General features: G+C 62.4%; 22 protein-coding genes, 3 tRNA genes and 4 pseudogenes. 17 read left to right on the forward strand and 12 right to left on the reverse strand.

What is annotated here, in order from left to right; all coding sequences use genetic code 11:
• Positions 1-123: 123 nt before the first annotated feature.
• The 5 genes and pseudogenes from V1288_RS26075 to V1288_RS26095 all read right to left on the reverse strand — a co-directional run bounded on the left by V1288_RS26075 (position 124) and on the right by V1288_RS26095 (position 3969).
• Positions 124-852 (reverse strand): hypothetical protein, encoded by a 729-nt coding sequence (locus V1288_RS26075; protein WP_334359762.1) that lies wholly within the window; start codon positions 850-852, stop codon positions 124-126.
• A 246-nt stretch (positions 853-1098) separates the two neighbouring features.
• Positions 1099-1249 (reverse strand): annotated as a pseudogene (gene glnA, locus V1288_RS26080) (glutamine synthetase); the annotation flags it as partial.
• 16 nt (positions 1250-1265) lie between these two features.
• A complete protein-coding gene (locus V1288_RS26085; protein ID WP_334359763.1) occupies positions 1266-1793 on the reverse strand; it encodes a DUF992 domain-containing protein in 528 nt (175 codons plus the stop codon).
• Positions 1794-2071: 278 nt separating this feature from the next.
• Complete coding sequence (glnA, locus tag V1288_RS26090; protein WP_334359764.1) at positions 2072-3481, reverse strand: type I glutamate--ammonia ligase; 1410 nt, start codon at positions 3479-3481, stop codon at positions 2072-2074.
• 149 nt (positions 3482-3630) lie between these two features.
• On the reverse strand, positions 3631-3969 hold the full coding sequence (locus tag V1288_RS26095) for a P-II family nitrogen regulator (protein ID WP_027537227.1): 339 nt from the start codon (positions 3967-3969) through the stop codon (positions 3631-3633).
• 365 nt (positions 3970-4334) lie between these two features.
• Here V1288_RS26095 and V1288_RS26100 point away from each other — a divergent pair, with 365 nt between their 5' ends.
• Together V1288_RS26100 and V1288_RS26105 are read left to right on the forward strand one after the other, a co-directional pair.
• Positions 4335-5834 (forward strand): NAD(P)H-hydrate dehydratase, encoded by a 1500-nt coding sequence (locus tag V1288_RS26100; protein WP_334359765.1) that lies wholly within the window; start codon positions 4335-4337, stop codon positions 5832-5834.
• The gene (locus V1288_RS26105) at positions 5812-6264 is read left to right on the forward strand and encodes a GNAT family N-acetyltransferase (protein WP_334359766.1); all 453 of its coding nucleotides are present in this window, start codon (positions 5812-5814) and stop codon (positions 6262-6264) included. The genes V1288_RS26100 and V1288_RS26105 overlap by 23 nt, the downstream gene beginning before the upstream one ends.
• Positions 6265-6273: 9 nt before the next feature.
• On the opposite strand, the gene V1288_RS26110 is transcribed toward V1288_RS26105, so the two are convergent.
• Positions 6274-7359, reverse strand: a complete 1086-nt coding sequence (locus V1288_RS26110; protein WP_334359767.1) for an enolase C-terminal domain-like protein — start codon at positions 7357-7359, stop codon at positions 6274-6276.
• A 10-nt stretch (positions 7360-7369) separates the two neighbouring features.
• The gene (locus V1288_RS26115; protein ID WP_334359768.1) at positions 7370-8716 is read right to left on the reverse strand and encodes a multicopper oxidase family protein; all 1347 of its coding nucleotides are present in this window, start codon (positions 8714-8716) and stop codon (positions 7370-7372) included.
• 154 nt (positions 8717-8870) lie between these two features.
• Between V1288_RS26115 and V1288_RS26120 the strand changes: the two genes are divergently transcribed.
• The 8 genes and pseudogenes from V1288_RS26120 (at position 8871) to V1288_RS26155 (ending at position 17453) form a co-directional block, all read left to right on the forward strand.
• Positions 8871-8955 (forward strand) — tRNA-Leu (locus tag V1288_RS26120).
• 167 nt (positions 8956-9122) lie between these two features.
• Positions 9123-10482, forward strand: a pseudogene (tig, locus tag V1288_RS26125) (trigger factor).
• Positions 10483-10793: 311 nt separating this feature from the next.
• Positions 10794-11429 (forward strand): ATP-dependent Clp protease proteolytic subunit, encoded by a 636-nt coding sequence (locus V1288_RS26130; RefSeq protein ID WP_334359769.1) that lies wholly within the window; start codon positions 10794-10796, stop codon positions 11427-11429.
• Between the two features lie 430 nt (positions 11430-11859).
• The gene (clpX, locus tag V1288_RS26135) at positions 11860-13134 is read left to right on the forward strand and encodes an ATP-dependent Clp protease ATP-binding subunit ClpX (RefSeq protein ID WP_028345767.1); all 1275 of its coding nucleotides are present in this window, start codon (positions 11860-11862) and stop codon (positions 13132-13134) included.
• Positions 13135-13447: 313 nt separating this feature from the next.
• Positions 13448-15874, forward strand: coding sequence for an endopeptidase La (gene lon, locus V1288_RS26140; protein ID WP_334359770.1), 2427 nt, complete (start codon positions 13448-13450; stop codon positions 15872-15874).
• A 112-nt stretch (positions 15875-15986) separates the two neighbouring features.
• Positions 15987-16388: a GFA family protein gene (locus V1288_RS26145; protein WP_334359771.1), complete on the forward strand. Its 402-nt coding sequence runs from the start codon at positions 15987-15989 to the stop codon at positions 16386-16388.
• Between the two features lie 70 nt (positions 16389-16458).
• Positions 16459-16535, forward strand: a tRNA-Val gene (locus tag V1288_RS26150).
• A gap of 57 nt (positions 16536-16592) precedes the next feature.
• Positions 16593-17453 carry a class I SAM-dependent methyltransferase gene (locus tag V1288_RS26155; protein ID WP_334359772.1) on the forward strand — a complete coding sequence of 287 codons (861 nt, stop codon included), beginning with the start codon at positions 16593-16595 and terminating at the stop codon, positions 17451-17453.
• A 16-nt stretch (positions 17454-17469) separates the two neighbouring features.
• On the opposite strand, the gene pepT is transcribed toward V1288_RS26155, so the two are convergent.
• Together pepT and V1288_RS26165 are read right to left on the reverse strand one after the other, a co-directional pair.
• Positions 17470-18726 carry a peptidase T gene (pepT, locus tag V1288_RS26160; RefSeq protein WP_334359773.1) on the reverse strand — a complete coding sequence of 419 codons (1257 nt, stop codon included), beginning with the start codon at positions 18724-18726 and terminating at the stop codon, positions 17470-17472.
• A gap of 106 nt (positions 18727-18832) precedes the next feature.
• Positions 18833-19132, reverse strand: a complete 300-nt coding sequence (locus V1288_RS26165; RefSeq protein WP_212419163.1) for an HU family DNA-binding protein — start codon at positions 19130-19132, stop codon at positions 18833-18835.
• A 295-nt stretch (positions 19133-19427) separates the two neighbouring features.
• On the opposite strand from V1288_RS26165, the gene V1288_RS26170 reads away from it, so the two are divergent.
• Positions 19428-19504, forward strand: a tRNA-Asp gene (locus V1288_RS26170).
• A 95-nt stretch (positions 19505-19599) separates the two neighbouring features.
• On the opposite strand, the gene V1288_RS26175 is transcribed toward V1288_RS26170, so the two are convergent.
• From V1288_RS26175 to V1288_RS26185, 3 genes and pseudogenes are all read right to left on the reverse strand, one after another.
• A complete protein-coding gene (locus V1288_RS26175; RefSeq protein ID WP_334359774.1) occupies positions 19600-19794 on the reverse strand; it encodes a hypothetical protein in 195 nt (64 codons plus the stop codon).
• A 389-nt stretch (positions 19795-20183) separates the two neighbouring features.
• Positions 20184-20648: pseudogene (locus tag V1288_RS26180) on the reverse strand (MFS transporter); the annotation flags it as partial.
• A gap of 39 nt (positions 20649-20687) precedes the next feature.
• Positions 20688-21049, reverse strand: a pseudogene (locus tag V1288_RS26185) (aromatic ring-hydroxylating dioxygenase subunit alpha); the annotation flags it as partial.
• Positions 21050-21374: 325 nt separating this feature from the next.
• Between V1288_RS26185 and V1288_RS26190 the strand changes: the two are divergent.
• From V1288_RS26190 to V1288_RS26215, 6 genes are all read left to right on the forward strand, one after another.
• On the forward strand, positions 21375-21890 hold the full coding sequence (locus V1288_RS26190) for a MarR family winged helix-turn-helix transcriptional regulator (RefSeq protein ID WP_334359776.1): 516 nt from the start codon (positions 21375-21377) through the stop codon (positions 21888-21890).
• A 197-nt stretch (positions 21891-22087) separates the two neighbouring features.
• A complete protein-coding gene (locus V1288_RS26195) occupies positions 22088-22453 on the forward strand; it encodes an NADH-quinone oxidoreductase subunit A (protein WP_057856661.1) in 366 nt (121 codons plus the stop codon).
• Positions 22444-23034 (forward strand): NuoB/complex I 20 kDa subunit family protein, encoded by a 591-nt coding sequence (locus V1288_RS26200; protein WP_409410770.1) that lies wholly within the window; start codon positions 22444-22446, stop codon positions 23032-23034. The genes V1288_RS26195 and V1288_RS26200 overlap by 10 nt, the downstream gene beginning before the upstream one ends.
• 11 nt (positions 23035-23045) lie before the next feature.
• Entirely contained in the window at positions 23046-23657 is a 612-nt protein-coding gene (locus V1288_RS26205; RefSeq protein WP_334359777.1) for an NADH-quinone oxidoreductase subunit C, read from the forward strand.
• A gap of 5 nt (positions 23658-23662) precedes the next feature.
• Complete coding sequence (locus V1288_RS26210) at positions 23663-24853, forward strand: NADH-quinone oxidoreductase subunit D (protein ID WP_334359778.1); 1191 nt, start codon at positions 23663-23665, stop codon at positions 24851-24853.
• Entirely contained in the window at positions 24853-25812 is a 960-nt protein-coding gene (locus V1288_RS26215) for an FkbM family methyltransferase (protein WP_334359779.1), read from the forward strand. The genes V1288_RS26210 and V1288_RS26215 overlap by 1 nt, the downstream gene beginning before the upstream one ends.
• The last annotated feature ends 11 nt before the right edge of the window (positions 25813-25823 follow it).

The raw sequence follows: 25823 nt of genomic DNA on the forward strand, positions 1-25823 counted from the left end.
GTGGATCCTCTGGGTGAGTGGGTGGTCGCAAACTCAACTTACCCCCTGACCACCTGCCACCCCATAGGATCTACGCTTGCTGCATCGCAGGCCGTGGCGAAGCGCGATTGCTTTGACGCTGCATTAACGCAAACCCAGGCTTTGCAGGAGCGACGGTGTCTGGGCATTTTGCGCTGACGGCGCCTGTGTTCGGGCGTCCGGTACGGCCGGGACCTCGACCCGTGCATTTTGCTCTTCCTGGACCCTTGCTCGATGATTTCGCTGGGTTCGGCTCTCTGCTCGCGCATTGTGCACGGACCGGGCCCGTCGATGTTTTTTCGTTGGCTGGGCCTGAACTGGGGCATCTTGCGCAACCTGCACTGGGGCAGCTTGCGCGGGCTGTACGGGCGCGACCTGTGCCCGTGAATCTTCCTTGGCCGCCCAGGCTTCGAATTCCTTCAACAAGGCTTCGGCTGGCGGCTGACCGATCTCGGTTTGTTTCTGATCGGCAGGTTCAAAAGCTGCAGCAATTTCGTCGCGCGCCGGCGCGTCGTCGCTTGTCGTCGTCGGCAAATCCTGAGTGCCGGCGATCGATTGAATTGCTGGCACCGACGGAGCGGCGTCAGGCTGAGGCGCGGGTTTTTCGACCCACGTAGCCGTGACGTTCTCAACGAGCGCGACTGGATCTCCCACCGACAGGATCGCGATGCCGATCGCTGTCGCCGTTACAGCCCAAATGCTCGTCTTCAAGATTCGCGACGAGATAACCCCTATGTCCCAAGTCTTCCCGATATCCAGCGGCTCGGTTTTTTCCGCATACTCGGAGAGAAAGATAGGAGAACGATCTGGCTGGAAACCGTCTTTTGTCGCCATTGGGGGATGCCGCCTCTTATTGTTCTCATGGACCGGTACCCGGCTAGCGAGGTCTAAAAGCGACAATCGCCGCCACGATTTGGGAGAAGTCTTGGTTTCAATGGGATTTGGGAACCGCAAGATCACGCGGAAGCCCAATTTGCTTTGAGCAAGAGCAGAAATGACCGCCACAAAAGCAAAAGGCGCCCCACAAGGAGCGCCTTTCGCATTTGTCGGCCAGTGTGCCGGTGGAAAATCCGCCGGCGATCACGGCGAACAATACATCTCAGACTCGACCAGGTGCGGGGTCATCTCAAAGCGCTCGACTTCGGTCATCTTCAGTTTCGATGAAGTCGTCGTCGAACACGCCGCCATGCTTGAGGAAGGCGCGGTCCTTGTCGAGATTTTCCACTGGTTCACCAGCGATGATGTCGTCACCGGGCACGACGTGCGGGCGCAGCGGCCGGCCGCAGCTCCAGTGTGGATACGCCTGCCGCAATATTCACGCCCGTCTGCCCCTGCACGGATGCCGGCTGCATGATGACCCTGCGGTCCGGGCCTCCAACCAGGACGTTGGCACTCGCTCCGGCGCCGACCGTGCCGCCGGCGGTCGCACCCGTATGGGTTCCCGCCAATGCCCCCCGGCCCAACGTGGTCGGCGCAAAAACCGCCCAGGCCATCTGGCCGCCGGTCGTGGCACCGATGTCGAGGCCAAGCGTGCTGACGGTGCCCTCATAAGCGTCGCGCGCCCTGCCTCTCGCCGAGGCATAGATGCAGCTCAGTTGCCGCTGTCCCCCGACAACGAGGCCGACACCGGGCGCTATGTTGCAGGTGAGCGTGCCGACCCTCGTCCGCCCGGTGTCCTGAGCGGTGGCCGGCGCCATGGCGAGGGCGAGCGCCAGGGCGGCGCATGTGGTTGCGAGACTATTCAATGCTGTTCTATTCAGGGTTGCTTTGTTCATGGGCGTCCCTCCGTCGACGCATTCTGGTGGACCCCCTCAACGCGCATGGCGAGGTTCCTGTTCCAGGTCGCGTCCCGGGCCATGAGGGCCTTACAGGCGGGTAAAACAGGTTTCCGGGCCATATGAGCAGAATTCGCGGCGGCATTTCGGCCGTATGAGCACGCGAACAGGGCGGCCGAAACGCCTGACTTTCCTTCGCAAAAACAAAAGGCGCCCCCCGCAAGGAGCGCCTTTCGCTTGTTCGACGGTGAACCGGGCGGCGCGAGCGCCGCGCGAGATCACTGCGAATAATACATCTCGAACTCGACCGGGTGCGGGGTCATCTCAAAACGCTCGACTTCGGTCATCTTGAGCTCGATGAAGCTGTCGATGAAGTCATCGTCGAACACGCCGCCGTTCTTGAGGAAGGCGCGGTCCTTGTCGAGATTTTCCAGCGCCTCGCGGAGTGAGCCGCACACCGTCGGGATCTGCTTCAGCTCTTCCTTCGGCAGGTCGTAGAGGTCCTTGTCCATCGCAGGACCCGGATCGATCTTGTTCTTGATGCCGTCAAGGCCGGCCATCAGCATCGCGGCGAAGCCGAGATAGGGGTTGGCCATCGGGTCGGGGAAGCGGACTTCGACGCGCTTGGCCTTCGGGTTTGCCGTGTAGGGAATGCGGCAGGAGGCCGAGCGGTTGCGCGCGGAGTAGGCGAGCAGCACGGGGGCTTCATAGCCCGGGACCAGGCGCTTGTAGGAATTGGTCGACGGGTTGGTGAAGGCGTTGATCGCTTTCGCGTGCTTGATGATGCCGCCAATGTAGTGCAGGCAGATCTCGGAGAGGTCGGCGTATTTGTTGCCGGCGAACACCGGCTTGCCGTCCTTCCAGATCGACTGGTGGCAGTGCATGCCCGAGCCGTTGTCGCCATAGACCGGCTTCGGCATGAAGGTGGCGGTCTTGCCGTAGATGTGGGCGACCTGGTGGATGCAGTATTTGTAGATCTGCATCTGGTCGGCCATCAGCGTCATGGTGTCGAACTTCATGCCGAGCTCGTGCTGGGCGGAAGCGACCTCGTGGTGATGCTTTTCGACCTTGACGCCCATCTTGGCCATCGCGCCGAGCATTTCCGAGCGCATGTCCTGCACCGAGTCCTGCGGCGGCACGGGGAAGTAGCCGGCCTTGGTGCGGATGCGGTGACCGAGGTTGCCGCCTTCATATTCGGTGTCCGAATTGATCGGCAGTTCCGAGGAGTCGAGCTTGAAGCCGGTGTTGTAGGGCGTGGTCTGGTAGCGCACGTCGTCGAACACGAAGAACTCGGCCTCGGGGCCGAAGAACACGGTGTCGCCGACACCAGACGATTTCACCATCGCCTCGGCCTTCTTGGCGATGCCGCGGGGGTCGCGGTTGTAGGGCTCGCCGGTGGTCGGTTCCAGCACGTCGCAGACGATGACCATGGTGGTCTCGGCGAAGAACGGGTCGATCGTCGCGGTCACGGGGTCGGGCATCAGGCACATGTCGGATTCATTGATCGCCTTCCAGCCGGCGATCGAGGAACCGTCGAACATCTGGCCTTCAGCAAAGGTATCTTCTTCGATCATGCTGACGTCGAAGGTCACGTGCTGCCACTTGCCGCGCGGATCGGTGAAGCGCAGGTCGACGTATTTTACGTCGTTGTCCTTGATCGATTTCAGGACGTCTTTGGCGGTCTTCATGAATACCTCTTTTGGCTGCGGGACGGTTTCCAGGAATCTAGCGACAACGAGACTTCGCAGACGATCGGTTGAGGTATCGCGAACGAAATCGGGCCGCCGAGGCAGCCCTTTTCTTGTTTTTCAGTCGCAAAATTCGGATAGCACCCGGCTTAGATAGCGTCCAGCCCGGATTCTCCGGTTCTGATCCGGATCGCTTCCTCGATGTTGGAGACGAAGATTTTGCCGTCGCCGATGCGCCCGGTCTGGGCGGCGCGGCGGATTGCATCGATCGCCTTCTCGACCAGTTCGTCCGAAATCACGATCTCGATTTTCACCTTGGGCAGGAAGTCGACGATGTATTCCGCACCGCGATAGAGTTCGGCGTGTCCCTTCTGCCGGCCGAAACCCTTGGCTTCGGTGACCGTGATACCCTGCAGTCCGACCTCCTGAAGCGCCTCTTTCACCTCGTCGAGCTTGAACGGCTTGATGATGGCTTCAATCTTCTTCACTGAGCGCCTCCCGGGCATTTCCAAATTGCAGTAGCTTCGATGTCGCGCGAGGCGCCGTCTGGTTTGATCCTTGCTTCCGGCAAAAGCCGGATTGCTCATAATTGCCGCGAACTGCGACGATCGTGAGCTCGGTTTTCCAACCGGCTTCCTCAAAAGCAGGGTCTATGCCAAGTTGTTAATGCGGCTGATTTCGGAACGTTATCAGACTTTTAACAGGCAGGTGAAAGAGGTTGCGCCGGACGCGGCATGATACCGAAGCCCGTAAAATAGGCAAACAGATCAATTTGTGGGCAGGAGAGGTGGCGCGGGCCGAGGGGGCAACGGCGATATGCCTCCAGAAAAGGCTGACGGATCGAGGATTCGGCATGGAAGTTTTGACCACGACTGAGATGGAACGTGCCGACCGGCTGACGATCGCGGCCGGCACGCCCGGCTTCGCGCTGATGATGAGTGCAGGGCAGGCCGTGGCGGAGGCCGCGATGGATCTCGTCGAGGAAGGCCCGATCGTGGTGGTCGCCGGCCGTGGCAACAATGGCGGCGATGGTTTCGTGGCGGCCGCCGAACTCGCCGCGCGCGGCCGTGACGTCTCGGTCATCCTGCTATGTGAGCGCGACAGCCTGCAGGGCGATGCCGCACTCGCTGCGCGCGGCTGGAAATATCCGGTGCTGCCGTTCAACCCGCAGGCGATCGGCAAACCCGCGCTGATCATTGATGCGCTGTTCGGCGCCGGCCTCAATCGGCCCATCAAGGGCGATCCGCTTGAGGTGATCGAGGCGGTCAACGCCAACGGCGCGCCGGTGCTCGCGGTTGACCTGCCGAGCGGGATCAACGGCACCTCCGGCGCCGTGATGGGCGCTGCGATCAACGCCGTGGAGACCGTGACCTTCTTCCGCCGCAAGCCGGCGCATCTGTTGATGCCGGGGCGCAAGCACTGCGGCCGGGTCCGCGTCGCCGATATCGGCATCGATCCGGGCGTGCTCGAGGAAATCCGGCCGCAGACGTTCGAGACCGTTCCGCAGAGCTGGCAGAAATCCTTCCCCGTGCCTGACATCGACGGCCACAAATATGCTCGCGGCCATACCGTCGTGCTGTCGGGGGAACTGGCATCGACCGGGGCGGCGCGGCTTGCGGCGCGCGGTGCGCTGCGGGCGGGTGCCGGGCTGGTGACCGTAGCCTCGCCGCGCGACGCGCTCGCGGTCAATGCCGCGGCGCTGACGGCGGTCATGGTGCGCGCGATCGACAACGTGATCCAGTTTGCCGAACTGCTCGACGACAGGCGGCTCAATTCCATCGTGCTGGGGCCAGGCGCCGGCGTCAGCGCCCGGACGCGCGATCTCGTCCGCACCGCGCTGTCGGCGAAACGCGGCGTCGTGCTCGACGCCGATGCGCTGACGAGTTTTGCCGAAGCGCCCGAGCGGTTGTTTGAGCAGATCAGGGCTGCCGGGGACGCCCACGTCGTCCTGACCCCGCATGAGGGCGAGTTTCCGCGCCTGTTCAGCGACATCAGCAACAAGCATCCCGGCCGCTCCAAACTGGAGCGGGTGCGCGACGCCGCCGAACGTTCCGGCGCGGTCGTGCTGCTGAAGGGACCGGATACGGTGGTGGCGTCGCCCGGCGGGCGCGCCAGCATCGCCTCCAACGCGCCGCCCTGGCTCGCCACCGCCGGCGCCGGCGACGTGCTGGCCGGCATGATCGCAGGGATGCTGGCGCAAGGCGCCCCGGCGTTCGAGGCCGCCTGCATCGGCGTCTGGATGCACGGCGAGGCCGCGCGCGAGGCGGGACCGGGCCTGATCGCGGAAGACTTGCCGGAAGTGCTGCCCGCGGTGTTCCGCCGGCTCTATGATGAGTTCGGGATTGAGTATTAGGCAGCTCGAACTCGATGATATGGACGCCGCGGCGCGCGTTCACCGGCTCGCCTTCGACCACGCGCTGGCTTGGCTCACCGGACTGCATACCCCTGACGAAGACCGGTGGTTTTACCGCGAGCGGATGTTCAAGACTTGTATGCTTTGGGGCACTTTCGATCGCGACGTCATAACGGGCATGATCGCCTTCCATGACGACTGGATCGAACAACTATATGTACTGCCGGAGGCGCAGGGGCGGGGCATTGGCACCGAATTGCTCGATGTCGCGAAACGCGCCTCCGAGCGCCTGCAGCTCTGGACCTTTCAGCGCAATGCGAGGGCGCGACGCCTTTACGAAGCGCGGGGGTTTGCGCTCGTCGAGGAAACCGACGGTGCCGGCAACGAAGAAAAGGAACCGGACGCGCGCTATCTCTGGACGCGCCCGTAAGGCGACGCGTTATCCGACCAGATACTTCGCCACCGCCGTCTCATCCCACTCCAGCCCGAGGCCGGGGCCCCGCGCAGTCACCGTGCCATCGACGATCTCGGCGGGCTTGGCGAGGATCACGCTGGCGAAATCGAGGAATTCCAGCCAGTGGGCGGTCGGCGTCACCGCCAGCATATGGGCGCTGGCCTCCGCAAACAGGTGGCTCGACATTGGAATGTTCGCGGCTTCCGCTTGCGCTGCGACCTGCAGCCAGCCGGTGACGCCGCCGCACTTCATCAAATCGGGCATGATGAAGTCGCTGGCGCCGGCTTCGATTGCCTCCGCAAAGCCGCGCGGGAACCACCAGTTCTCGCCGGCCTGAATAGGTATCGGCGACGTCTCGCGCACTTTTGCGTGGCCTGACAGGTTTTCCTGCGGCACCGGCTCCTCGATCCAGTGAAGGTCGTAGGGTTCGAGGCGGGCGATCCGCCGCACAGCTTCCGCGGGATCGAGCGACTGGTTGAAGTCGATCATCAGCGCGACATCGGGACCGATCAGCGCGCGCACGCCCTTGACCACGCGCTCGTCGTTGGCGGCATCGCCGTCGCCGCCCTTGATCTTGATGCCGCGAAAACCCTGCTCCAGCGAGCGGCGCAGCGCCTTTTCGTCGGCCACCGGATCAACCACGCCATAACTGTCATAGGCCTTGATCGGTTTTGCCGAGCCGCCGAGCAACTCGGCCACCGGCCGACCGGCGATCTGGCCGAGCGCATCCCAATAGGCCATGTCGAGGCCGGACACTGCCATGCCGACCAGGCCCTGCCAGCTGAGCAGGCGGAATTTGGCGTCCATCGCCGCCATCAAGTCGCAGGGCGCGATCGGCTTGCCGATCAGTTCTCGCCCGATCTCCTCGATCAGATGGACCAGCGGCTTCAGCGTCAGCCTGGCGTAGGCGAAAATATAGGAATGGCCGGTAATGCCGTGATCGGTCTCGACATCGATCAGGACCAGCGGCCCCACATCGATCACGCCAAAGGCGTTCTTCACGGGGCGCGCGAGCGGCACGACGACGCCTCGCGCCTTGACGCTGCGGATGGCGGGAATGGGCTTGCTCATGGCGTCCTCCTCACTCGACAGCGTACCACCGCACCAGCCGCGGCGATGCCCAATCGGTGGCGACGGATTCGATCAGGTAGCGCCCGGCATGTTCGGCCAAAAAGGCGATCCGCTGGGTCTGGCCGGGCTCGATCGCCAGCGTATCCAGCCAGAACGGCTTCCAGCCGTCATCGAGCCGGTCGAGCAGCCGGAAATGATGACCGTGGAGGTGGAACACGGTGGCGATGGCGGCGCGGTTGGTCAGCGCCAGCACCACGGTGCGACCGGTTTTGGCGCGGAAGGCGGGGGCGGCTGTAGCGGCAAAGCTGGCCGGCGTCACCCAGTCGCCCTGGGGGCCGCCGAGCGCCAGATCGACCCGGGTGGCGTTCTTGAGGTCGAGCCGTTCGGGGAGGCCGTTGGAGGGCAGTGGCGGGGCCGGTGGCAGCGGGTCCGGGCGGATCGGTGGAGCGTGAGAGACGGAGTATTTGCCGATGAGGCGGGCTTCCTTGCCGTCATGCAGGAGGATTGGAATTTCAGTGCCCGCCGCCGCCGTTATGTCGATGAAGGCGTCGACCCGTCCACCCGGCGCCAGCACCAGCGCACCGTTACGGGCCTGGAATGGCTCGGACGGTTGGCTGTCGATGGCCATTACGCGGACCTCAAGCCCCTCCAGTTTGATAGCAATAACAGAGCGTTGGCAGCCACTGATGATCCGAAGCCTGACCCGTTCGTTGATCCGGGCTGAGAGATCGATCAAAATCTGACCGTTAATCGTATGGACTGGCACGGTATCCTTGGGATCGATCCCCGGTGCCACTGCGGTTCCGTCGGGCCTGACCCGCCAGTCCTCAATTACGAGAACCTGCTCCCGGTCGATCGCGGCAGGTTCGGTTTCCCGGACGATCAATGGTCGAGCCCGTGACGGGTGCGCTTGGCCATCGCCAAGCAGCCCGGATTCGCAGAGGAAGGTCCCGGCATGGCGCAGCGGTAGTTGCACGGCCTCCTTGCCGCCTGCTGCGATCGGTGGCCGTCCCGTGAGCGGTTCGATGGCCGAGACGCCATCGATTCCCCGCCAGTTGAGAACGGCGGACACCGGCAGCCCATTGCCAAAGTCGACCGCGACGGTGTCGCCGCGCTTGAAGGTGATTTCAGGCCCCTGCAGCGACCAGACCGGCGTGGCCGCACTTGCCGGGCGTAGTGCGAGGCTGTCGGGCCTGGCCTGCAATACCAGTGATGGCTGGCCTTGAGGGTTTGCTTGAGGATTTGCTTGAGGATTTGCTTGGGCCCGGCCTGCCACGGGCAACGTCGGGGCCAGCGCGACCGCCCCCAAACCGGCCATCAGCGCGCGTCGATTCAGCGCGAATTCGGGGCTTGCCATCGGACCGACCCGGACCATTTTTGTTGTATCTGTCCTAGCTGTGACGCCTTGCCCCGGCGCTGTCAAAAACAGCCATTTTTTTGCTGCGGAGGTGTAGGCTCATGTTATAAGCCCGCCGCCCGCGGCATCGCGGCCGGATATGGATGCTGTTCACGCGGGCGTGGCGGAACTGGTAGACGCGCTGGATTTAGGTTCCAGTGACGAAAGTTGTGGGGGTTCGAGTCCCTCCGCCCGCACCAAGCGCTCTATCCAAGCGTTTGCATGACGAATACTGGAGGGCCTGCATCCCCGTCGGGGGACGCCAGGGCCAGCCGAACCACCGGCGCAGGCTGCACAAGGCCACGCCTCGAATATTTGACACTGCCGGGCCTATCTGGCCCGGCGCAAGCGGAAGAAGATTGACACCATGCAGGTCACCGAGACCCTCGCCGAGGGATTGAAGCACGAGTTCAAGGTCAGCGTTCCCGCATCGGATCTCGATGCCAAGGCGGACGCCAAGCTGGTCGACCTGAAGGACAAGGTGAAGCTCAACGGCTTCCGTCCCGGCAAGGTGCCGGTCAGCCATCTGAAGAAGGTGTATGGCCGCTCCGTCATGGCCGAGACCATCGACCAGACCATCCGCGACACCAACACGCAGATCTTCACCGACCGCGGTTTCCGCCTCGCGACCGAGCCGAAGATCACCATGCCGACCGAGCAGAAAGAGGTCGAGGAGCTGCTCGCCGGCAAAACCGATCTGACCTACACGGTGGCGATCGAGGTGGTGCCGACGATCCAACTCGCCGATTTCAAGACCTTCACGGTTGAGAAGCCGGTGGTCGAGGTGACCGATGCCGAGGTCGATGAGGCGATCAAGCGCATCGCCGACCAGAATCGTCCCTATGCCGCGAAGGCCGAGGGTGCCAAGGCCGAAACCGGCGATCGCGTCACGATCAGCTTCAAGGGCTCTATCGATGGCGTGCCGTTCGACGGTGGCACCGGCGAAGGAATCCAGGTCGTGATCGGCACCGGACAATTCATTCCGGGCTTTGAGGAACAGCTCGTCGGCATCGGGACGGGCGAAACCCGTACGCTGAAAGTGTCATTCCCGAAGAACTACGCCAGCGAGAAGCTCGCCGGCCAGCCAGCCGAGTTCGAGACCACGGCAACCCTGATCGAGGCGCCGGGCGAGACCAAGATCGACGACGAGTTTGCAAAAACGCTGGGCCTGGAATCGCTCGACAAGCTGAAGGAAGCCGCGCGTGAGCGTCTGGTTGCCGAATTCGCAAGGGGCGACGCGGCAGCGCGTCAAGCGGGCGCTGCTCGATCGTCTGGATGACAGCCACAAGTTCGAGGCGCCGCCGTCGCTGATCGAGGAAGAGTTCAACCTGATGTGGAACTCGATCAAGGCCGAGATGGAATCGAGCGGCAAGACCTTTGCCGACGAGGACACCACCGAAGAGGCGGCCAAGGACGAGTACAAGAAGATCGCCGACCGCCGCGTCCGGCTCGGCCTCGTGCTGTCGGAAATCGGCGAGAAGAACAAGATCACCGTGACCGATGACGAAGTCAGCCGCGCGGTGATCGAGCGGGCGCGTTCGATGCCCGGCCGCGAAAAGGAAGTCTGGGACTACTATCGCAACAATGCCAATGCGCTGGCCCAGCTTCGTGCGCCGATTTATGAAGACAAGGTGGTCGATTTCATCCTCGAACTGGCCAGCGTGACCGAGAAGAAGGTCTCGCGCGAAGACCTGTTCAAGGAAGACGACGAAAAGAGCGCAGCCTGACCGGTTTGGTCAGCTGACGTTAATGATGAACGGTGAAAGCGGCGTGGTGACGGAACCCGTCGCTATGAGATCGCCTGCGAATCAGCTTGAACTCGTCGAGTTCGGCTCGCGATTGCCCCGGTCTTGTCGCCGGGAAATTGGCTCATATCTGTGAGCGGCTTGCAATTGCGAGTTCTGAGTTGAAGTCCTGCATCACGGGACGTTCGTCCGCCCGCGGCAATCATGCCAGCCCTCGATTGGCGGCCTTGCCGATGGATGTTCGCCCCCGCCGAATAACTAACTAACCCTCTAACTAACCCTTGGGGTGACTAATGCGCGATCCCGTTGAAACCTACATGAACCTCGTGCCCATGGTGGTCGAGCAGACCAACCGCGGCGAACGCGCCTACGATATTTTTTCGCGGCTTTTGAAGGAGCGCATCATCTTCGTGACTGGTCCGGTCGAAGACGGCATGTCGACGCTCACCGTCGCGCAGCTCCTGTTCCTCGAGGCGGAAAATCCCAAGAAGGAAATCTCGATGTACATCAACTCGCCCGGCGGCGTGGTGACATCGGGGCTTGCGATCTACGACACCATGCAGTTCATCCGTCCGCCGGTGTCGACGCTGTGCACCGGGCAGGCGGCCTCGATGGGCTCGCTCCTGCTCGCCGCCGGCGAAAAGGACATGCGCTTCTCGCTGCCCAATTCGCGCATCATGGTGCATCAGCCGTCCGGCGGCTTCCAGGGCCAGGCCACCGACATCATGCTGCATGCGCAGGAGATACTGAATCTCAAGAAGCGCCTCAACGAGATCTATGTGAAGCACACCGGCCAGACCTACAAGGCGATCGAGGACGCGCTGGAGCGCGACAAATTCCTCACCGCCGATATGGCCCGCGATTTCGGGATCGTCGACAAGGTGATCGACAAGCGTCCCGAAGAGGTATCGCCGGTGAAAACCCTGTAAGGTAACGGATAGCGACACCCCGCGTTGACCTTAACGGTTGGTTGAATCGGCAAATGTGGCCGAAAGCCGCGTGCCCATGCCCGCGCATGGGCCTAAAGTTCCGCTTTCGTGCCGGTTTTGCTGCGTGGCGGTTGCGCAACGCTCGGACGATTTCGTGAACTTCTCCCCGTGCGAACGCCACAAATCACGGTATTGTCACGGATAGCCATTCCGGCCCCGATTAGCGAATTCTTGATAGTCGGGTGTCAGCATGGTTGGCTGTGTGGGATGGGTTAAGATCGCGGGGGATTCGAGAAACCGTGATTCGCACGGTGCGTAATTGAGTTAGGGTCTTTTCTGGTACGGAATTTGCTCTATCTACCTTGAGGTCCGGTGTGAGTGCCGGAATGGGTCGATCGGGTAACGGATCGAACGGCGGACGGAGACAAGAATGAGTAAGGTTGGCACGAGCGACTCCAAGAACACGCTGTATTGCTCGTTCTGTGGAAAGAGCCAGCACGAAGTCCGCAAACTGATCGCGGGTCCGACCGTATTCATCTGCGACGAATGCGTCGAACTCTGCATGGACATCATCCGCGAGGAGAACAAGTCTTCGCTGGTGAAGTCGCGCGACGGCATTCCGACGCCGAAGGAAATCTGCAAGGTGCTGGACGACTACGTGATCGGCCAGAGCCATGCCAAGAAGGTGCTCTCGGTCGCCGTCCACAACCACTACAAGCGGCTCAATCACCAGACCAAGCACAACGACGTCGAACTCGCGAAGTCGAACATCCTGCTGATCGGTCCGACCGGTTCGGGCAAGACGCTGCTGGCGCAGACGCTGGCGCGCATTCTCGACGTGCCGTTCACGATGGCGGATGCGACGACGCTGACCGAAGCCGGTTACGTCGGTGAGGACGTCGAGAACATCATCCTGAAGCTCTTGCAGTCGGCCGACTACAATGTCGAGCGTGCGCAGCGCGGCATCGTCTATATCGACGAAATCGACAAGATCAGCCGCAAGTCCGACAATCCGTCGATCACCCGCGACGTGTCGGGCGAGGGCGTGCAGCAGGCGCTTCTGAAGATCATGGAAGGCACGGTCGCCTCCGTGCCACCGCAGGGCGGTCGCAAGCATCCGCAGCAGGAGTTCCTGCAGGTCGACACCACCAACATCCTGTTCATCTGCGGCGGCGCTTTCTCAGGCCTCGAGAAGATCATTTCCGCGCGTGGACGCTCGACGTCGATCGGTTTTGCCGCCCAGGTCCTGGCGCCCGAAGATCGCCGCACCGGCGAAATCTTCCGCCACGTCGAGCCGGAGGACCTCCTGAAGTACGGCCTGATCCCGGAATTCGTCGGCCGTCTGCCCGTGGTCGCGACGCTGGAGGATCTCGACGAGACCTCGCTGAAGAAGATCCTGACCGATCCGAAGAACGCGCTGGTGAAACAATACCAGCGGCTGTTCGAAATGGAGAATATCGAACTCACCTTTGCCGACGAGGCGCTTGGTGCGGTCGCGCGCAAGGCGATCGAGCGCAAGACCGGTGCGCGCGGACTGCGTTCGATCCTCGAAAGCATCCTGCTCGAGACCATGTTCGATTTGCCGGGCCTGGAAGGCGTCGAAGAGGTCGTGATCTCGCGCGAAGTTGTCGAGGGAACTGCCCGTCCGCTCTACATCTACGCGGACCGTTCGGACCGGGCCGTCGAGAGCAGCGCCAGCGCCTGATACCGTCAGGCCGGCCAGAACTCACAACTTCCAATCATGCGGCTGCCGAACGATTCGGCGGCCGCTGTGGCGTAAGCGTTTTTCGCGCGTCTGATCCGCAATTTGCGGTCATTTTCCGTGACTTGACACCCCCATACCCGATAGCCACCTAATGCGAATGGTGGCGGAAATCACGTTCGAGATTCGTCGCAATATCATCCGGTGAGAGACGGCAGCGAAGGCGGCCGGGCGATCCGGAACTCCCGGCACCTTGTGGCGGTTGCGCTGAGCGAAGCGGACTGCGTGCAAGGGGGCAAAACAGAAGGAATAGGCCATGACAACCCCCAAAACCCGGCCAACAATCGTTCTCGGCGAAAGCCATTCGTATCCGGTGCTGCCGCTCCGCGACATTGTCGTTTTTCCGCACATGATCGTGCCGCTGTTCGTCGGCCGCGAGAAATCGATCCGCGCCCTCGAAGAGGTGATGAAGAACGACGCGCTGATTTTGCTCGCGACGCAGAAGAACGCGTCCGACGATGATCCAAGCCCGGATTCAATCTACGAGGTCGGTACGCTCGCCAGCGTGCTGCAGCTCCTGAAGCTTCCCGACGGCACCGTGAAGGTGCTGGTCGAAGGGCTCGAGCGCGCGCGCGTGCAGAAATATTCCGACCGCACCGAATATTACGAGGCGACCGCAATCGCGCTCGCCGACACCGACGCCAATTCGGTTGAAGCCGAAGCCTTGGCGCGGTCGGTCGTGTCCGACTTCGAAAGCTATGTGAAGCTGAACAAGAAGATCTCCGCCGAAGTCGTCGGCGTGGTTCAGGCGATCACGGACTTTGCCAAGCTGAGCGATCAGGTCGCGCAGCACCTGGCCGTCAAGATCGCCGATCGCCAGGGCATCCTGGAGACGTTGTCCGTCACGCAGCGCCTGGAGAAGGTGCTGGGCCTGATGGAGAGCGAGATCTCGGTGCTGCAGGTCGAGAAGCGCATCCGCTCGCGCGTCAAGCGCCAGATGGAGAAGACCCAGCGCGAATATTACCTGAACGAGCAGATGAAGGCGATCCAGAAGGAGCTCGGCGACGACGAAGGTCGCGACGAGCTGGCCGATCTGGAAGAGAAGATTGCCAAGACCAAGCTTTCCAAGGAAGCGCGGGAGAAGGCGCAGCACGAACTGAAGAAGCTGCGCCAGATGTCGCCGATGTCCGCGGAAGCAACCGTCGTGCGCAACTATCTCGACTGGCTGCTGTCGATCCCGTGGAACAAGAAGTCCAAGGTCAAGAAGGACCTGGAGCAGGCGCAGGCCGTGCTGGACAGCGATCACTACGGGCTCGAGAAGGTCAAGGACCGCATCGTCGAGTATCTCGCGGTGCAGTCGCGCGCCAACAAGCTGACCGGACCGATCCTGTGTCTCGTCGGGCCTCCCGGCGTCGGCAAGACCTCGCTCGGCAAGTCGATTGCGAAGGCGACGGGCCGCGAGTTCGTGCGCGTGTCGCTCGGCGGCGTGCGGGACGAAGCCGAAATCCGCGGTCACCGCCGCACCTATATCGGCTCGATGCCCGGCAAGATCATCCAGTCGATGCGCAAGGCGAAGACCTCGAATCCGCTGTTCCTGCTGGACGAGATCGACAAGATGGGCGCCGATTTCCGCGGCGATCCGTCGTCGGCGCTGCTCGAGGTCCTCGACCCCGAGCAGAACTCGACCTTCAACGACCACTATCTGGAGGTCGACTACGATCTGTCGAACGTCATGTTCATCACGACCGCGAATACGCTGAATATTCCCGGGCCCCTGATGGACCGCATGGAGATCATCCGGATCGCCGGCTACACCGAGAACGAGAAGGTCGAGATCGCGCGCAAGCACCTGATCCCGAACGCCATCTCCAAGCATGGCCTCGATTCAAAGGAATGGTCGATCGACGACGATGCGCTGCTCTTGATGATCCGCCGCTACACCCGCGAAGCGGGCGTGCGTAATCTGGAGCGTGAGCTCTCCACACTCGCCCGCAAGGCGGTGAAGGAGCTGATGATCTCCAAGAAGAAGTCGGTCAAGGTCACCGAGAAGACGCTCGAAGACTTCCTCGGCGTGCCGAAGTACCGCTTCGGCGAGATCGAGAGCGAGCCGCAGGTCGGCATCGTCACCGGCCTGGCCTGGACCGATGTCGGCGGCGAGCTGCTGACCATCGAAGGCGTCATGATGCCCGGCAAGGGCAAGATGACGGTCACGGGCAACCTGCGCGACGTGATGAAGGAGTCGATCTCGGCGGCGGCGTCCTACGTCCGCTCGCGGGCGATCAACTACGGCGTCGAGCCGCCGCTGTTCGACCGGCGCGACATCCACGTCCACGTTCCGGAGGGAGCAACCCCGAAGGATGGTCCGTCGGCGGGCGTCGCGATGGCCACCGCGATCATCTCGGTCATGACCGGCATCCCGGTCAGGCACGATGTCGCGATGACCGGTGAGATCACGCTGCGTGGTCGCGTGCTGCCGATCGGCGGCCTGAAGGAGAAGCTGCTCGCGGCCGCGCGTGGCGGCATCAAGACGGTGCTGATCCCCGAGGACAACGCCAAGGATCTCACGGAGATTTCCGATGCGATCAAGGGCGGCATGGACATCGTCCCTGTTGCACGGCTCGATGACGTCGTCGCCAAGGCGCTGGTCCGTGCGCCGGTGCCGATCGTCTGGGAAGAAGACACCAAGGTGCCGGTCAAGACCGACGCCGCGGACGAAGCGGCCGGTGGCCTGACCGCTCACTGATCCCGATCAGTCACCACTGATCTATCGGCTGGAAAATGATAAAGCGGCGCCTTCGGGCGCCGTTTTTGTTTGTGTGGGTCGAACCTCCGTTGGCCATGCGGAGTTGAAGGAGATGGAAATCGACGGGCAATGCCACTGCGGGCGGGTGACCTATCGAGCCGATATCGACCCTGCGAAAGTATCGATCTGTCACTGCACCGATTGCCAGAACCTGACGGGTTCACCGTACCGGGTGACGGTGATCTGTTCCGAAGAACAGATCCGCATGACGGGTGCGCCGGCGAAGATTTACGCGAAGACCGGCGACAACGGCCGCACGCGCTTCCAGCATTTTTGCGAGGGTTGTGGTTCCCCGCTGTTCACCAGCGGCGATGGCGGGCCGGACGATTGGGGCATCCGCTGGGGCAGCATCCGCCAGCGCGATGAGCTCAAGCCGGCGCGGCAAATCTGGTGCCGCTCGGCTGCGCCATGGATCAACGACATCGCCGGATTGCCGGGGCGGCCGGGCGACTAGGGTTTCCGAACATGCGGGGGTATCCGACCCTTGCACCGAAGGGGGCCACAGGGCTAAACAGGCGGCTCAAGGGCGGCTAGCTCAGCTGGTTAGAGCATCTCGTTTACACCGAGAGGGTCGGGAGTTCGAATCTCTCGCCGCCTACCAGCCTTCGCGCTGACGCGCTACGGCTCGGCAAGCCGGCCAATCGAAAGTTTACGCGCAATGGACGCCCCGACAGGTCACGATCAAAACGCCGACCAGGTCGCCTACTGGAACGGTCCCGCTGGCCAGCGCTGGGCCGCGCGGCAGGCAGAGCAGGATGTCGTGCTCGGGCCGGTCGCCGACCTCGTGACCGATCGGGCGAAGCTGAAGCCGGGCGAGCGTGTCATCGATGTCGGCTGCGGCAGCGGTGCCACGACGATCGCATTCGCGCGGGAGGTCGCGCCATCAGGCCATGTGCTCGGCGTCGACGTATCCGGCCCGATGCTGGAGCGGGCGCGGCAGGCTGCGCCGAAGGAACTTCCGATCGACTTCGTTCTGGCGGATGCCACCGTCTATCCGTTCGAGCCGGCCAGTTTCGATGTGCTGGCCTCGCGGTTCGGCGTGATGTTCTTCGCCGATCCCGCGCTGTCGTTTGCCAACATACGCAAAGCACTACGCCCGTCGGGCCGGCTGGCGTTCGCCTGCTGGCGCGAGCCGCGCGAAAATCCGTTCTTCATGGCGCCGCTTGCGGCCGCCTACAAGCACGTGCCGAAACTGCCGCAGCAGGGGCCGGAAGATCCCGGGCCATTCGCATTCGCTTCCGAGGCGCGCGTGCGCCGGATTCTCGGCGCGGCGGGCTTTACCGGCGTCGAGATGGAGGCGTGTCCGCTGCTGCTGGATTCCGCGATCGGCCGCGGCCTCGATGGGGCGGTGCAGGGCGCACTGGAGATCGGTCCGGTGAGCCGGGCGCTGGAGGGCCAGCCGGAGGAACTTCGCAGGGCCGCCGCCAATTCGATCCGCGAAGCGCTGATGCCGTTCGCCAAGGGCGACGCGGTGCTGCTGCCGGCGTCGGTCTGGATCGTGACGGCCAGGGCGTCGTAATTTCAAACGGCGCAGTCTACGCCCGCTCTTCCCAAATCATCGCCAGGTGCACAATCGTCTCCGCCGCCTTTTCCATGTCCTGGCGGCTGACCCATTCCAGCCGCGAGTGGAAGGCGTGTTCGCCGGCGAAGATGTTGGGGCAGGGCAGGCCCATGAATGACAGCCGCGAACCGTCGGTGCCGCCGCGGATCGAACTGCGCACGGGTGTCAGCCCCGCACGCCTGATCGCCTCAATGGCGTAGTCGACGGTTTCGGGGTGGCGATCGATCACCTGCTTCATGTTGCGGTATTGCGCCTTGACGTCCATCCGGTACGTCGAGCGCGGATAGTCCTTCATCACCTCTTTGACGATGCCTTCGAGCAGCGCTTCCTTTTCCCTCAATCCCTCGTCGGTGAAATCGCGCACGATGAAGCCGATAGTGGCTTTCTCGAGCTCGCCCTTGATGCCGATCGGATGCAAAAAGCCTTCCTTCCCTTCGGTCGTCTCAGGCGAGCAGGTGTTCCTGGGCAGGCGGTCGATGATGGCGGCCGCGATCTTGATCGCGTGCTCCATCTTGCCTTTTGCAAAGCCGGGATGGGTCGAGACGCCCTCGATGGTGATGGTGGCGCCGTCGGCCGAAAAGGTTTCGTCCTCGATATTTCCTGCGGTTTCGCCGTCCATCGTATAGGCGAAGTCGGCACCGAGTTTTTTCAGGTCGACCTTGTCGACGCCGCGACCGATCTCCTCGTCGGGCGTGAACAGGATCTTGATGGTGCCGTGCCTGATTTGTGGATTTTGAATCAAAAACCGCGCCGCATCCATGATCTCGGCGACGCCGGCCTTGTTGTCGGCCCCGAGCAGCGTGGTGCCGTCGGTGGTGATGATGTCGTGCCCGATCTGGTCGGCGAGCGCGGGATGGTCGGCGGCGCGGATCACCTGCGTGGGATCAGCCGGCAGCACTATGTCGCCGCCGCGATAATTCCTGACGATCTGCGGCCTGACGTTGGCGCCGCTGCAGTCCGGAGACGTATCCATGTGCGAGCAGAAGCAGATCACCGGCACCTTTTTGTCGGTATTGGCCGGGATCGTCGCATAGACATAGCCATGCGCGTCGAGATGGGCGTCTGCGAGCCCCATCGCCTGCAACTCCGAAGCCAGCACGCGACCCAGATTCTTCTGCTTCTCGGTGGAAGGGCAGGTCGGCGAGGCCGGATCGGACTGGGTGTCGATCACGACATAGCGCAGCAAGCGCTCGGTAACATCGTGGGTGAAGGTGATGGGAGAGGCCAGCATGACGATCCGGAACAGATGAGCACGGGAAGCGCTCTATAACAGAAAAGCATCATTCCGGGGCACCAGCCGGAATGACGCTTTTGCTGCAATCAGTGGTAAGCGTCGGTCAGACGGCTTCCTTGAGTTCCTTGGCGGCGCGGAAGGCGACTTTCTTGCTGGCCTTGATCTGGATCGGCTCGCCGGTGGCGGGATTGCGCCCGGTGCGGGCGGCGCGCTTGCGGACCTGGAGGATGCCGAGGCCCACGATACGAATGCGCTCGCCCTTCTTCAGGTGCTTTGCAATTTTGCCAACCATGTCGGTCAGGATCGCCTCGGCGGCTTTCTTCGACAGGTCATGTTCCTCGGCCAGCGCCGCTGCCAGATGTTTGAGTGTGATGGTGGCTGGAGTCGCTGCTTTCTTCGCCATATCTGGCCCTCCTTGTTGGTTGAATGGCTCAAGCGCGTTCGTTCGATACCGGTCCGTGCCCACCGGGGTTCCCATACAACCAGAGCGGGGAGGATTTCAAGAAATCCAGACGTAGCAGGCCTTAAACGATTCGCCCGATCGCTGCCTGCGCAGTTTAGCCTGAAAACAGGCCATTATCTGCACCACAATCGCAGAAGCGCCCGTCTGGCGCAGGGATTCGCAACGTCCTTGACTAAGCGGGGGCGGGCCTTTATGCCCTCGGTTCTGCGCGGATCAGAACATGATTACGGCATCCGCGGGAGTAGCTCAGTTGGTTAGAGCGCCGCCCTGTCACGGCGGAGGCCGCGGGTTCGAGTCCCGTCTCTCGCGCCATTATTTCAATGGCTTGATACCGATCTCTTCACAACCAGCCGCAAACAAAAAGGCCGCCCGAAGGCGGCCGTTTTATTCCATTGAGTTTGTTCGACTTAACGGACCGTCGAGGTGTTCGCGCTGGTGATGACCACTGCCTTGCCGGCCTTCACAACTTGGGCAGTCTGGCTGTACTCCGAACTTGTCCGAGCCGAGATGCCGAAAGCGGCAACCGCGATGCCAGCCACGAGAGCGACAACCACGATCTTCAGGTGGGTAGAGCGATCCGCTGAGTGAATGGAGTGGTTCATGTGATGCCTCCCGGACGCCTTTGACGTCCTGTGTTGGCTAGCGATGTACGCCCTATCTGTTTCAGGATGGTTTCGCGGTTTCGGCAAAATGGTTTCATTCGGCCGGTTTTTGGCCGGTTTTCCGCCGAATATCCGTGATGTATATCACATACAGATCGCCCGGCCGACAGCGACGCGGGCCGTGAGGACGCCGGCTGGGATTAAAACGATAATAAAAACAAGGGGAAGGGGCCCGGCTTTCCGGATCAACTCGCCCGCCGGATATCGGCGCGTATCGATCGTGCCGCCCAGATGAACAACAACGCTCCGACCGTGGTCGTGACCGCAGCCGACAGCAGCGAATACCGCACGGCTTGGGTGCCAAAATCGTTCTTCAGCGCGTCGTTGAGCATGCCGACCGCGAGCGGCCCTATGCGTTCGTTCTTGCTGAAGAGATCGGCAACGATCGACTGCGAGGCGGGTGTGCCACCGGGCTCGCCGATGCCGACGCCGATACGTGCCAGCGCCAGCGTCGCCACGCTCGAGGCCATGCCGCAGAAAACCGTCATCGCGCTCCAGAATGCCAACGCGATCGAGACGATGTTGCGGCGGTTGAAGCGGTCGGCGAGGCGCGCGATCGGGATGCCGAGCAGCGAATAGAACAGCACGAAGCCGAAGCCCGCCAATAGGCCCATCGTGGTGTCGCTGAGCGCAAACTCCTTTTTGATCGGCTCGATCAGGACGTTGAAAATGGTGCGGTCGAGGAAGTTCAGCGCATAGATGACGGTCAACAGCGCCAGCACGTAATATCGCCGGATCGAGGGCTTTGCGGCGGCTTCGGTTCGTAAGGCCGCCTGTGGTGCGAGATCGACCATGGTTTCCCCCTCGATATTTTTCTTGTTGGACGTGCCGGCTCACGCCTCGCGTATGAAATTCCCCGCCTCGAATTCGACCGGCGCCGCGTTTGAATCAAAGGAAACGCCGATCGGATCGCGGCCGGCGGCAATCGCCTCGAGCTGATCGCTCAGCATCCGCCGGATCATCAGGATGCCGCGGTCGCTCTGGCCAAAGTGTTCTTCCGAGTGCAGCGTCACCGGCCCTGGCCGACCTGCGCTTCGTAATCGCCGGGAAATTGCTGGTGCTCGCGTTCGGTCATGTCCCACCAGAACTTGCCGTTGAATTTGGAGCGCATCCGTCCGATGTCGCCCGAATTCTTCACGCGGCCCGCGACATAGATGCGGAAGGTCGTGTCGTCGATCGGCAGCGTCCAGCCGATCGGTGGCGTCGGCAACAAGTCCGACCGGGTGCCAGTAGCGCCGCAGCAACTCGCCCATCGGCGTGCCACGGCCGACCGAGGTCAGCTCGGTCCGGGTGGTGGACGGCTTCATGGCATAGCCGGTCCCGAGATCGCGATCCCGCTGCGTAATGGTCATGCCGCTTCCTCCCGCCACGGCTTTTGGCGCCATGGTCGTTTGATCTCCGAGTGAAAAATAGATCGATGACAATGTCAACGATTTTAATGTCGTATCGCTCGATTGACTTGTCCGATAGCGATCGCGACTGACCTTGGCATCGGCCCGCTTTGTTGGCAGAGGTTGGGGATGAGCCAGAAGTCGGGCAAGCAGACCTCGCCTCCGCCCGCTGCGGGGAATGACGAGGCATTGGCGCCGATTACCGTGATGATGTCGTCGCGGCTGATGGTGCTGGCCAACCTGCTCAAGCGCGGCGCGATCCTGCGCTACAAGCGGCTGGCGGGGCTGTCCTCGGTGGAGTTCGGTTTGGTCGCCTCGCTGGGCCGGCGGCCGCCGATGAGTGTTGTACGGCTGGCGGAAGCGGTCGGCATGGACAAGGGGCAGATCAGCCGGGCGCTGGCGGAACTGGTCTCGCGCAAGCTGGCGGCCAAGGAGGTCAATCCAAGGGACAACCGCGAGACGCTGGTTTGCCTGACCAAAGCGGGACTGGCGGCTCATGACACCATTGTGGCAGGCGCGCAGGAACGCAATCGGCGCCTCCTGGAACAGCTCAGTAAGGACGAACTCAAGGTGCTGCTCGACCAGATCGACCGCCTGACCGACACGGCCGCCCAGATGCTCGCGGACGAGAAGGATTTGAACTGAAATTCGGCACCTTGCGGCGCGGCGCGCGTTGGTTAGGCGAGGCAGGAACGCAACACTTTTTCGGGTTCTGCCGGTGCGCCAAGGGCAGGCGAGGCCGTCAAGATGGCTTGTCTTGCGCCCTCTGTTGCGCTGCGCTAAGCCAAGAATAATTCCAATCAACGAATCTGCGGCCAAATCCGCAGGAAAAGGCACCGCCGATGACCGGCATCCTGCAAAATTACCTTCCGCTTGTGGTGTTTATCGGGGTGGCAAGCCTGATCGGTTTGGCGCTCCTGATCGCCCCGTTCCTGGTCGCGTTCCAGCAGCCGGATCCGGAAAAGCTGTCCGCCTATGAATGCGGATTCAACGCATTCGACGACGCCCGCATGAAGTTCGACGTCCGCTTCTACCTGGTCGCGATCCTCTTCATCATTTTCGACCTTGAAGTGGCGTTCCTGTTCCCGTGGGCGGTCGCGTTCGGCAAGCTCGGTGCCACCGGCTTCTGGTCCATGATGGTGTTCCTCGCCGTCCTCACGGTCGGCTTTGCTTATGAGTGGAAGAAAGGCGCGCTCGAATGGGACTGAGCCCGACAGCAACAGGTTCTTCGCCTGATATTGCGCAGGCGCCGAAGGGCATTCTCGATCCCTCGACCGGCAAGCCGGTCGGGGCCAATGACCCGTTCTTCCTCGAGGTCAACCACGAGCTTTCCGACAAGGGCTTCTTCGTCGCCGCCGCCGACGACCTGATCACCTGGGCGCGCACGGGCTCGCTGATGTGGATGACCTTCGGCCTGGCCTGCTGCGCGGTCGAGATGATGCAGGTGTCGATGCCGCGCTACGACGTCGAGCGCTTCGGTTTCGCGCCGCGCGCCTCGCCGCGGCAGTCGGACGTCATGATCGTCGCGGGTACGCTGACCAACAAGATGGCGCCGGCGCTGCGCAAGGTCTATGACCAGATGCCGGAGCCGCGCTACGTGATCTCGATGGGCTCGTGCGCCAATGGCGGCGGCTACTATCACTATTCCTACTCGGTCGTGCGTGGCTGCGATCGCATCGTGCCGATCGATATCTACGTGCCCGGATGCCCGCCGACGGCGGAGGCGCTGCTCTACGGCATACTGCTGCTGCAGAAGAAGATCCGGCGCATCGGGACCATCGAACGCTAAGGTTTTAGGCAATGGACGACGGTAAGCTCGACGCTCTTGGGCAGACGATTGTTAGCGCGCTTGGCGGCGCGGCCAGCGCCCATGCGGTCGCGTTCAACCAGCTCACCGTCACGGTCGAGGCGGGCAAGATCGTCGAGGTGATGAAGTACTTGCGCGACGATCCTGCCTTGCGCTTCGTCAATATCGTCGACGTGACGGCGGTCGATTATCCCGGCCGCGAGAAGCGTTTCGACGTGGTCTATCATCTGTTGTCGCCGACGCTGAACGAGCGCATCCGCATCCGCGCCGAGGCCGATGAGACCACGCAGGTGCCCTCGATCATCGACGTGTTTCCCGGCGCCGACTGGTTCGAGCGCGAGACCTACGACCTTTACGGCGTGATCTTCACCGGCCATCCCGACATGCGGCGGCTGCTGACCGATTACGGCTTCGACGGCCATCCGCTGCGCAAGGATTTCCCGCTCACCGGCTTTGTCGAGGTTCGCTACGACGACCAGGAGAAGCGGGTGCTCTACGAGCCGGTCCGGCTCAACCAGGAATTCCGCAAATTCGATTTCCTCTCGCCATGGGAAGGCGCGGACTATCCGCTGCCGGGCGACGAGAAGGCTGAGCCGAAGGCCTGACGATCATGAATGAACAGAATCTGCGAAATTTCACGATCAATTTCGGACCGCAGCATCCGGCAGCGCACGGCGTTTTGCGCCTGGTGCTCGAGCTCGACGGCGAGGTCGTTGAACGCGTCGATCCGCATATCGGTCTCTTGCATCGCGGGACCGAGAAGCTGATCGAGGCGAAGACCTATCTGCAGGCGATCCCTTATTTCGACCGGCTCGACTACGTCGCGCCGATGAATCAGGAGCATGCGTTCTGTCTCGCCGCAGAAAAGCTGCTCGGCATCACCGTGCCGCGCCGCGGGCAGTTGATCCGCGTGCTCTATTGCGAGATCGGCCGCATCCTGTCGCATCTGCTCAACGTCACCACGCAGGCGATGGACGTAGGCGCCTTGACCCCGCCGCTGTGGGGTTTTGAAGAGCGCGAAAAGCTGATGGTGTTTTATGAGCGTGCCTCCGGCTCGCGCATGCACGCGGCCTATTTCCGCGTCGGCGGCGTGCACCAGGACCTGCCGCAAAAACTGATCGACGATATCGATGCCTGGTGCGATCCGTTCCTGCAGGTGGTCGCCGACCTCGACACGCTTCTCACCGGCAACCGCATCTTCAAGCAGCGCAACGTCGATATCGGCGTGGTGTCGCTGCAGCAGGCCTGGGAGTGGGGCTTCTCCGGCGTGATGGTGCGCGGCTCGGGCGCGGCCTGGGACCTGCGCAAGGCGCAGCCTTACGAGTGCTATGCCGAGATGGATTTCGACATTCCGATCGGCAAGAACGGTGATTGCTACGACCGCTACTGCATCCGCATGGAAGAGATGCGCCAGTCCGTGCGCATCATGAAGCAGTGCATCGCCAAGCTGCGCGCGCCTGATGGGCAGGGCCCGGTCGTGGTCGAGGACAACAAGATCGCGCCGCCCCGCCGCGGCGAGATGAAGCGCTCGATGGAAGCCCTGATCCATCACTTCAAGCTCTATACCGAAGGCGTGCGCGTGCCGGCCGGCGAAGTCTACGCCGCGGTCGAGGCGCCCAAGGGCGAGTTCGGCGTCTACCTGGTTTCCGACGGCTCCAACAAGCCGTACAAGTGCAAGATCCGCGCGCCGGGCTTTGCCCATCTGCAGGCGATGGACTTCATCTGCCGCGGCCATCTGCTCGCCGACGTCTCCGCCATTCTCGGCTCGCTCGACATCGTGTTCGGAGAGGTCGATCGGTGATGGCGCAGGCGCCCATCCAGTTTGACCGGGCTTCGGGCGCGCTCATAGGAGCAAACGCGTGGGAGCGTTTGGCTGCGGTTGCGCTGGTGCTGGGGTCGAAGGTGGCGTCGAATTTTTCGCACCGCGGCTACAACATGTGCGCCAATCTGTTGCGTACGACGCTGCCGGAGCGCGGCATCCAGATCAAACTCAATCCCGACGCTACCTTCGAGTTTCCCTATGGCGACGGCTACTGGAGCAAGCTGCTCAACCGCACCTACAGTTACGAGAACGAGCTCGAATTGCTGTTTCTGGACTCCGCCGACGTCGACTACACGCTGCTCGATTGCGGCGCCAACTACGGCTATTGGTCGGTCCTGGTGTCGAGCAGGCCGTTCGGTTCGCACAAGGCGATCGCGATCGAACCGTCGGGGCAGAATTTCCCAAAACTCGCCAACAATGCCAAAATCAACGGCAATCGTTTCGAGGCGATGAAATGCGCGATTGGTGCTGCGCGCGGTACTGCGCGGCTGTCCGGCACCAAGCATGAGGCCTTCAGCATTGCCGGCGACCAGTCGGCCGGCGAGGAAGTGCCGGTCATTGCGCTCGACAATTTGCTGGACGACGGCAAGATCGCGCCCGACGGCAAATATCTGATCAAGCTCGACGTCGAAGGCGTCGAGATCGAGGCCATGAAGGGCGGCGCGCGGCTGATGCAGGCCGATAGCGTGCTGCTGTGCGAGGAGCACGGCAACGATCCTGAGCATACCGTGTCGCGCTACATCCTCGACCAGACCCCGCTGAAGCTGATCGTCTACGATCCGCGCAGCCATCGCCTTGAAACCGTGACCGACCTCTCGATTTTGGACCGGATCAAGGTTTCAACCCATGTCGGCTACAACGTGTTCGGCACCGCAAGCGCATTCTGGCTCGCCCGGATCGATGCGCTCAATGCGAAAGCCGGGCGCAGCGTGCAATGAGAGACTGAACG

The organism is Bradyrhizobium sp. AZCC 2176 (genome assembly GCF_036924645.1).
Taxonomy (GTDB): Bacteria; Pseudomonadota; Alphaproteobacteria; order Rhizobiales; family Xanthobacteraceae; genus Bradyrhizobium.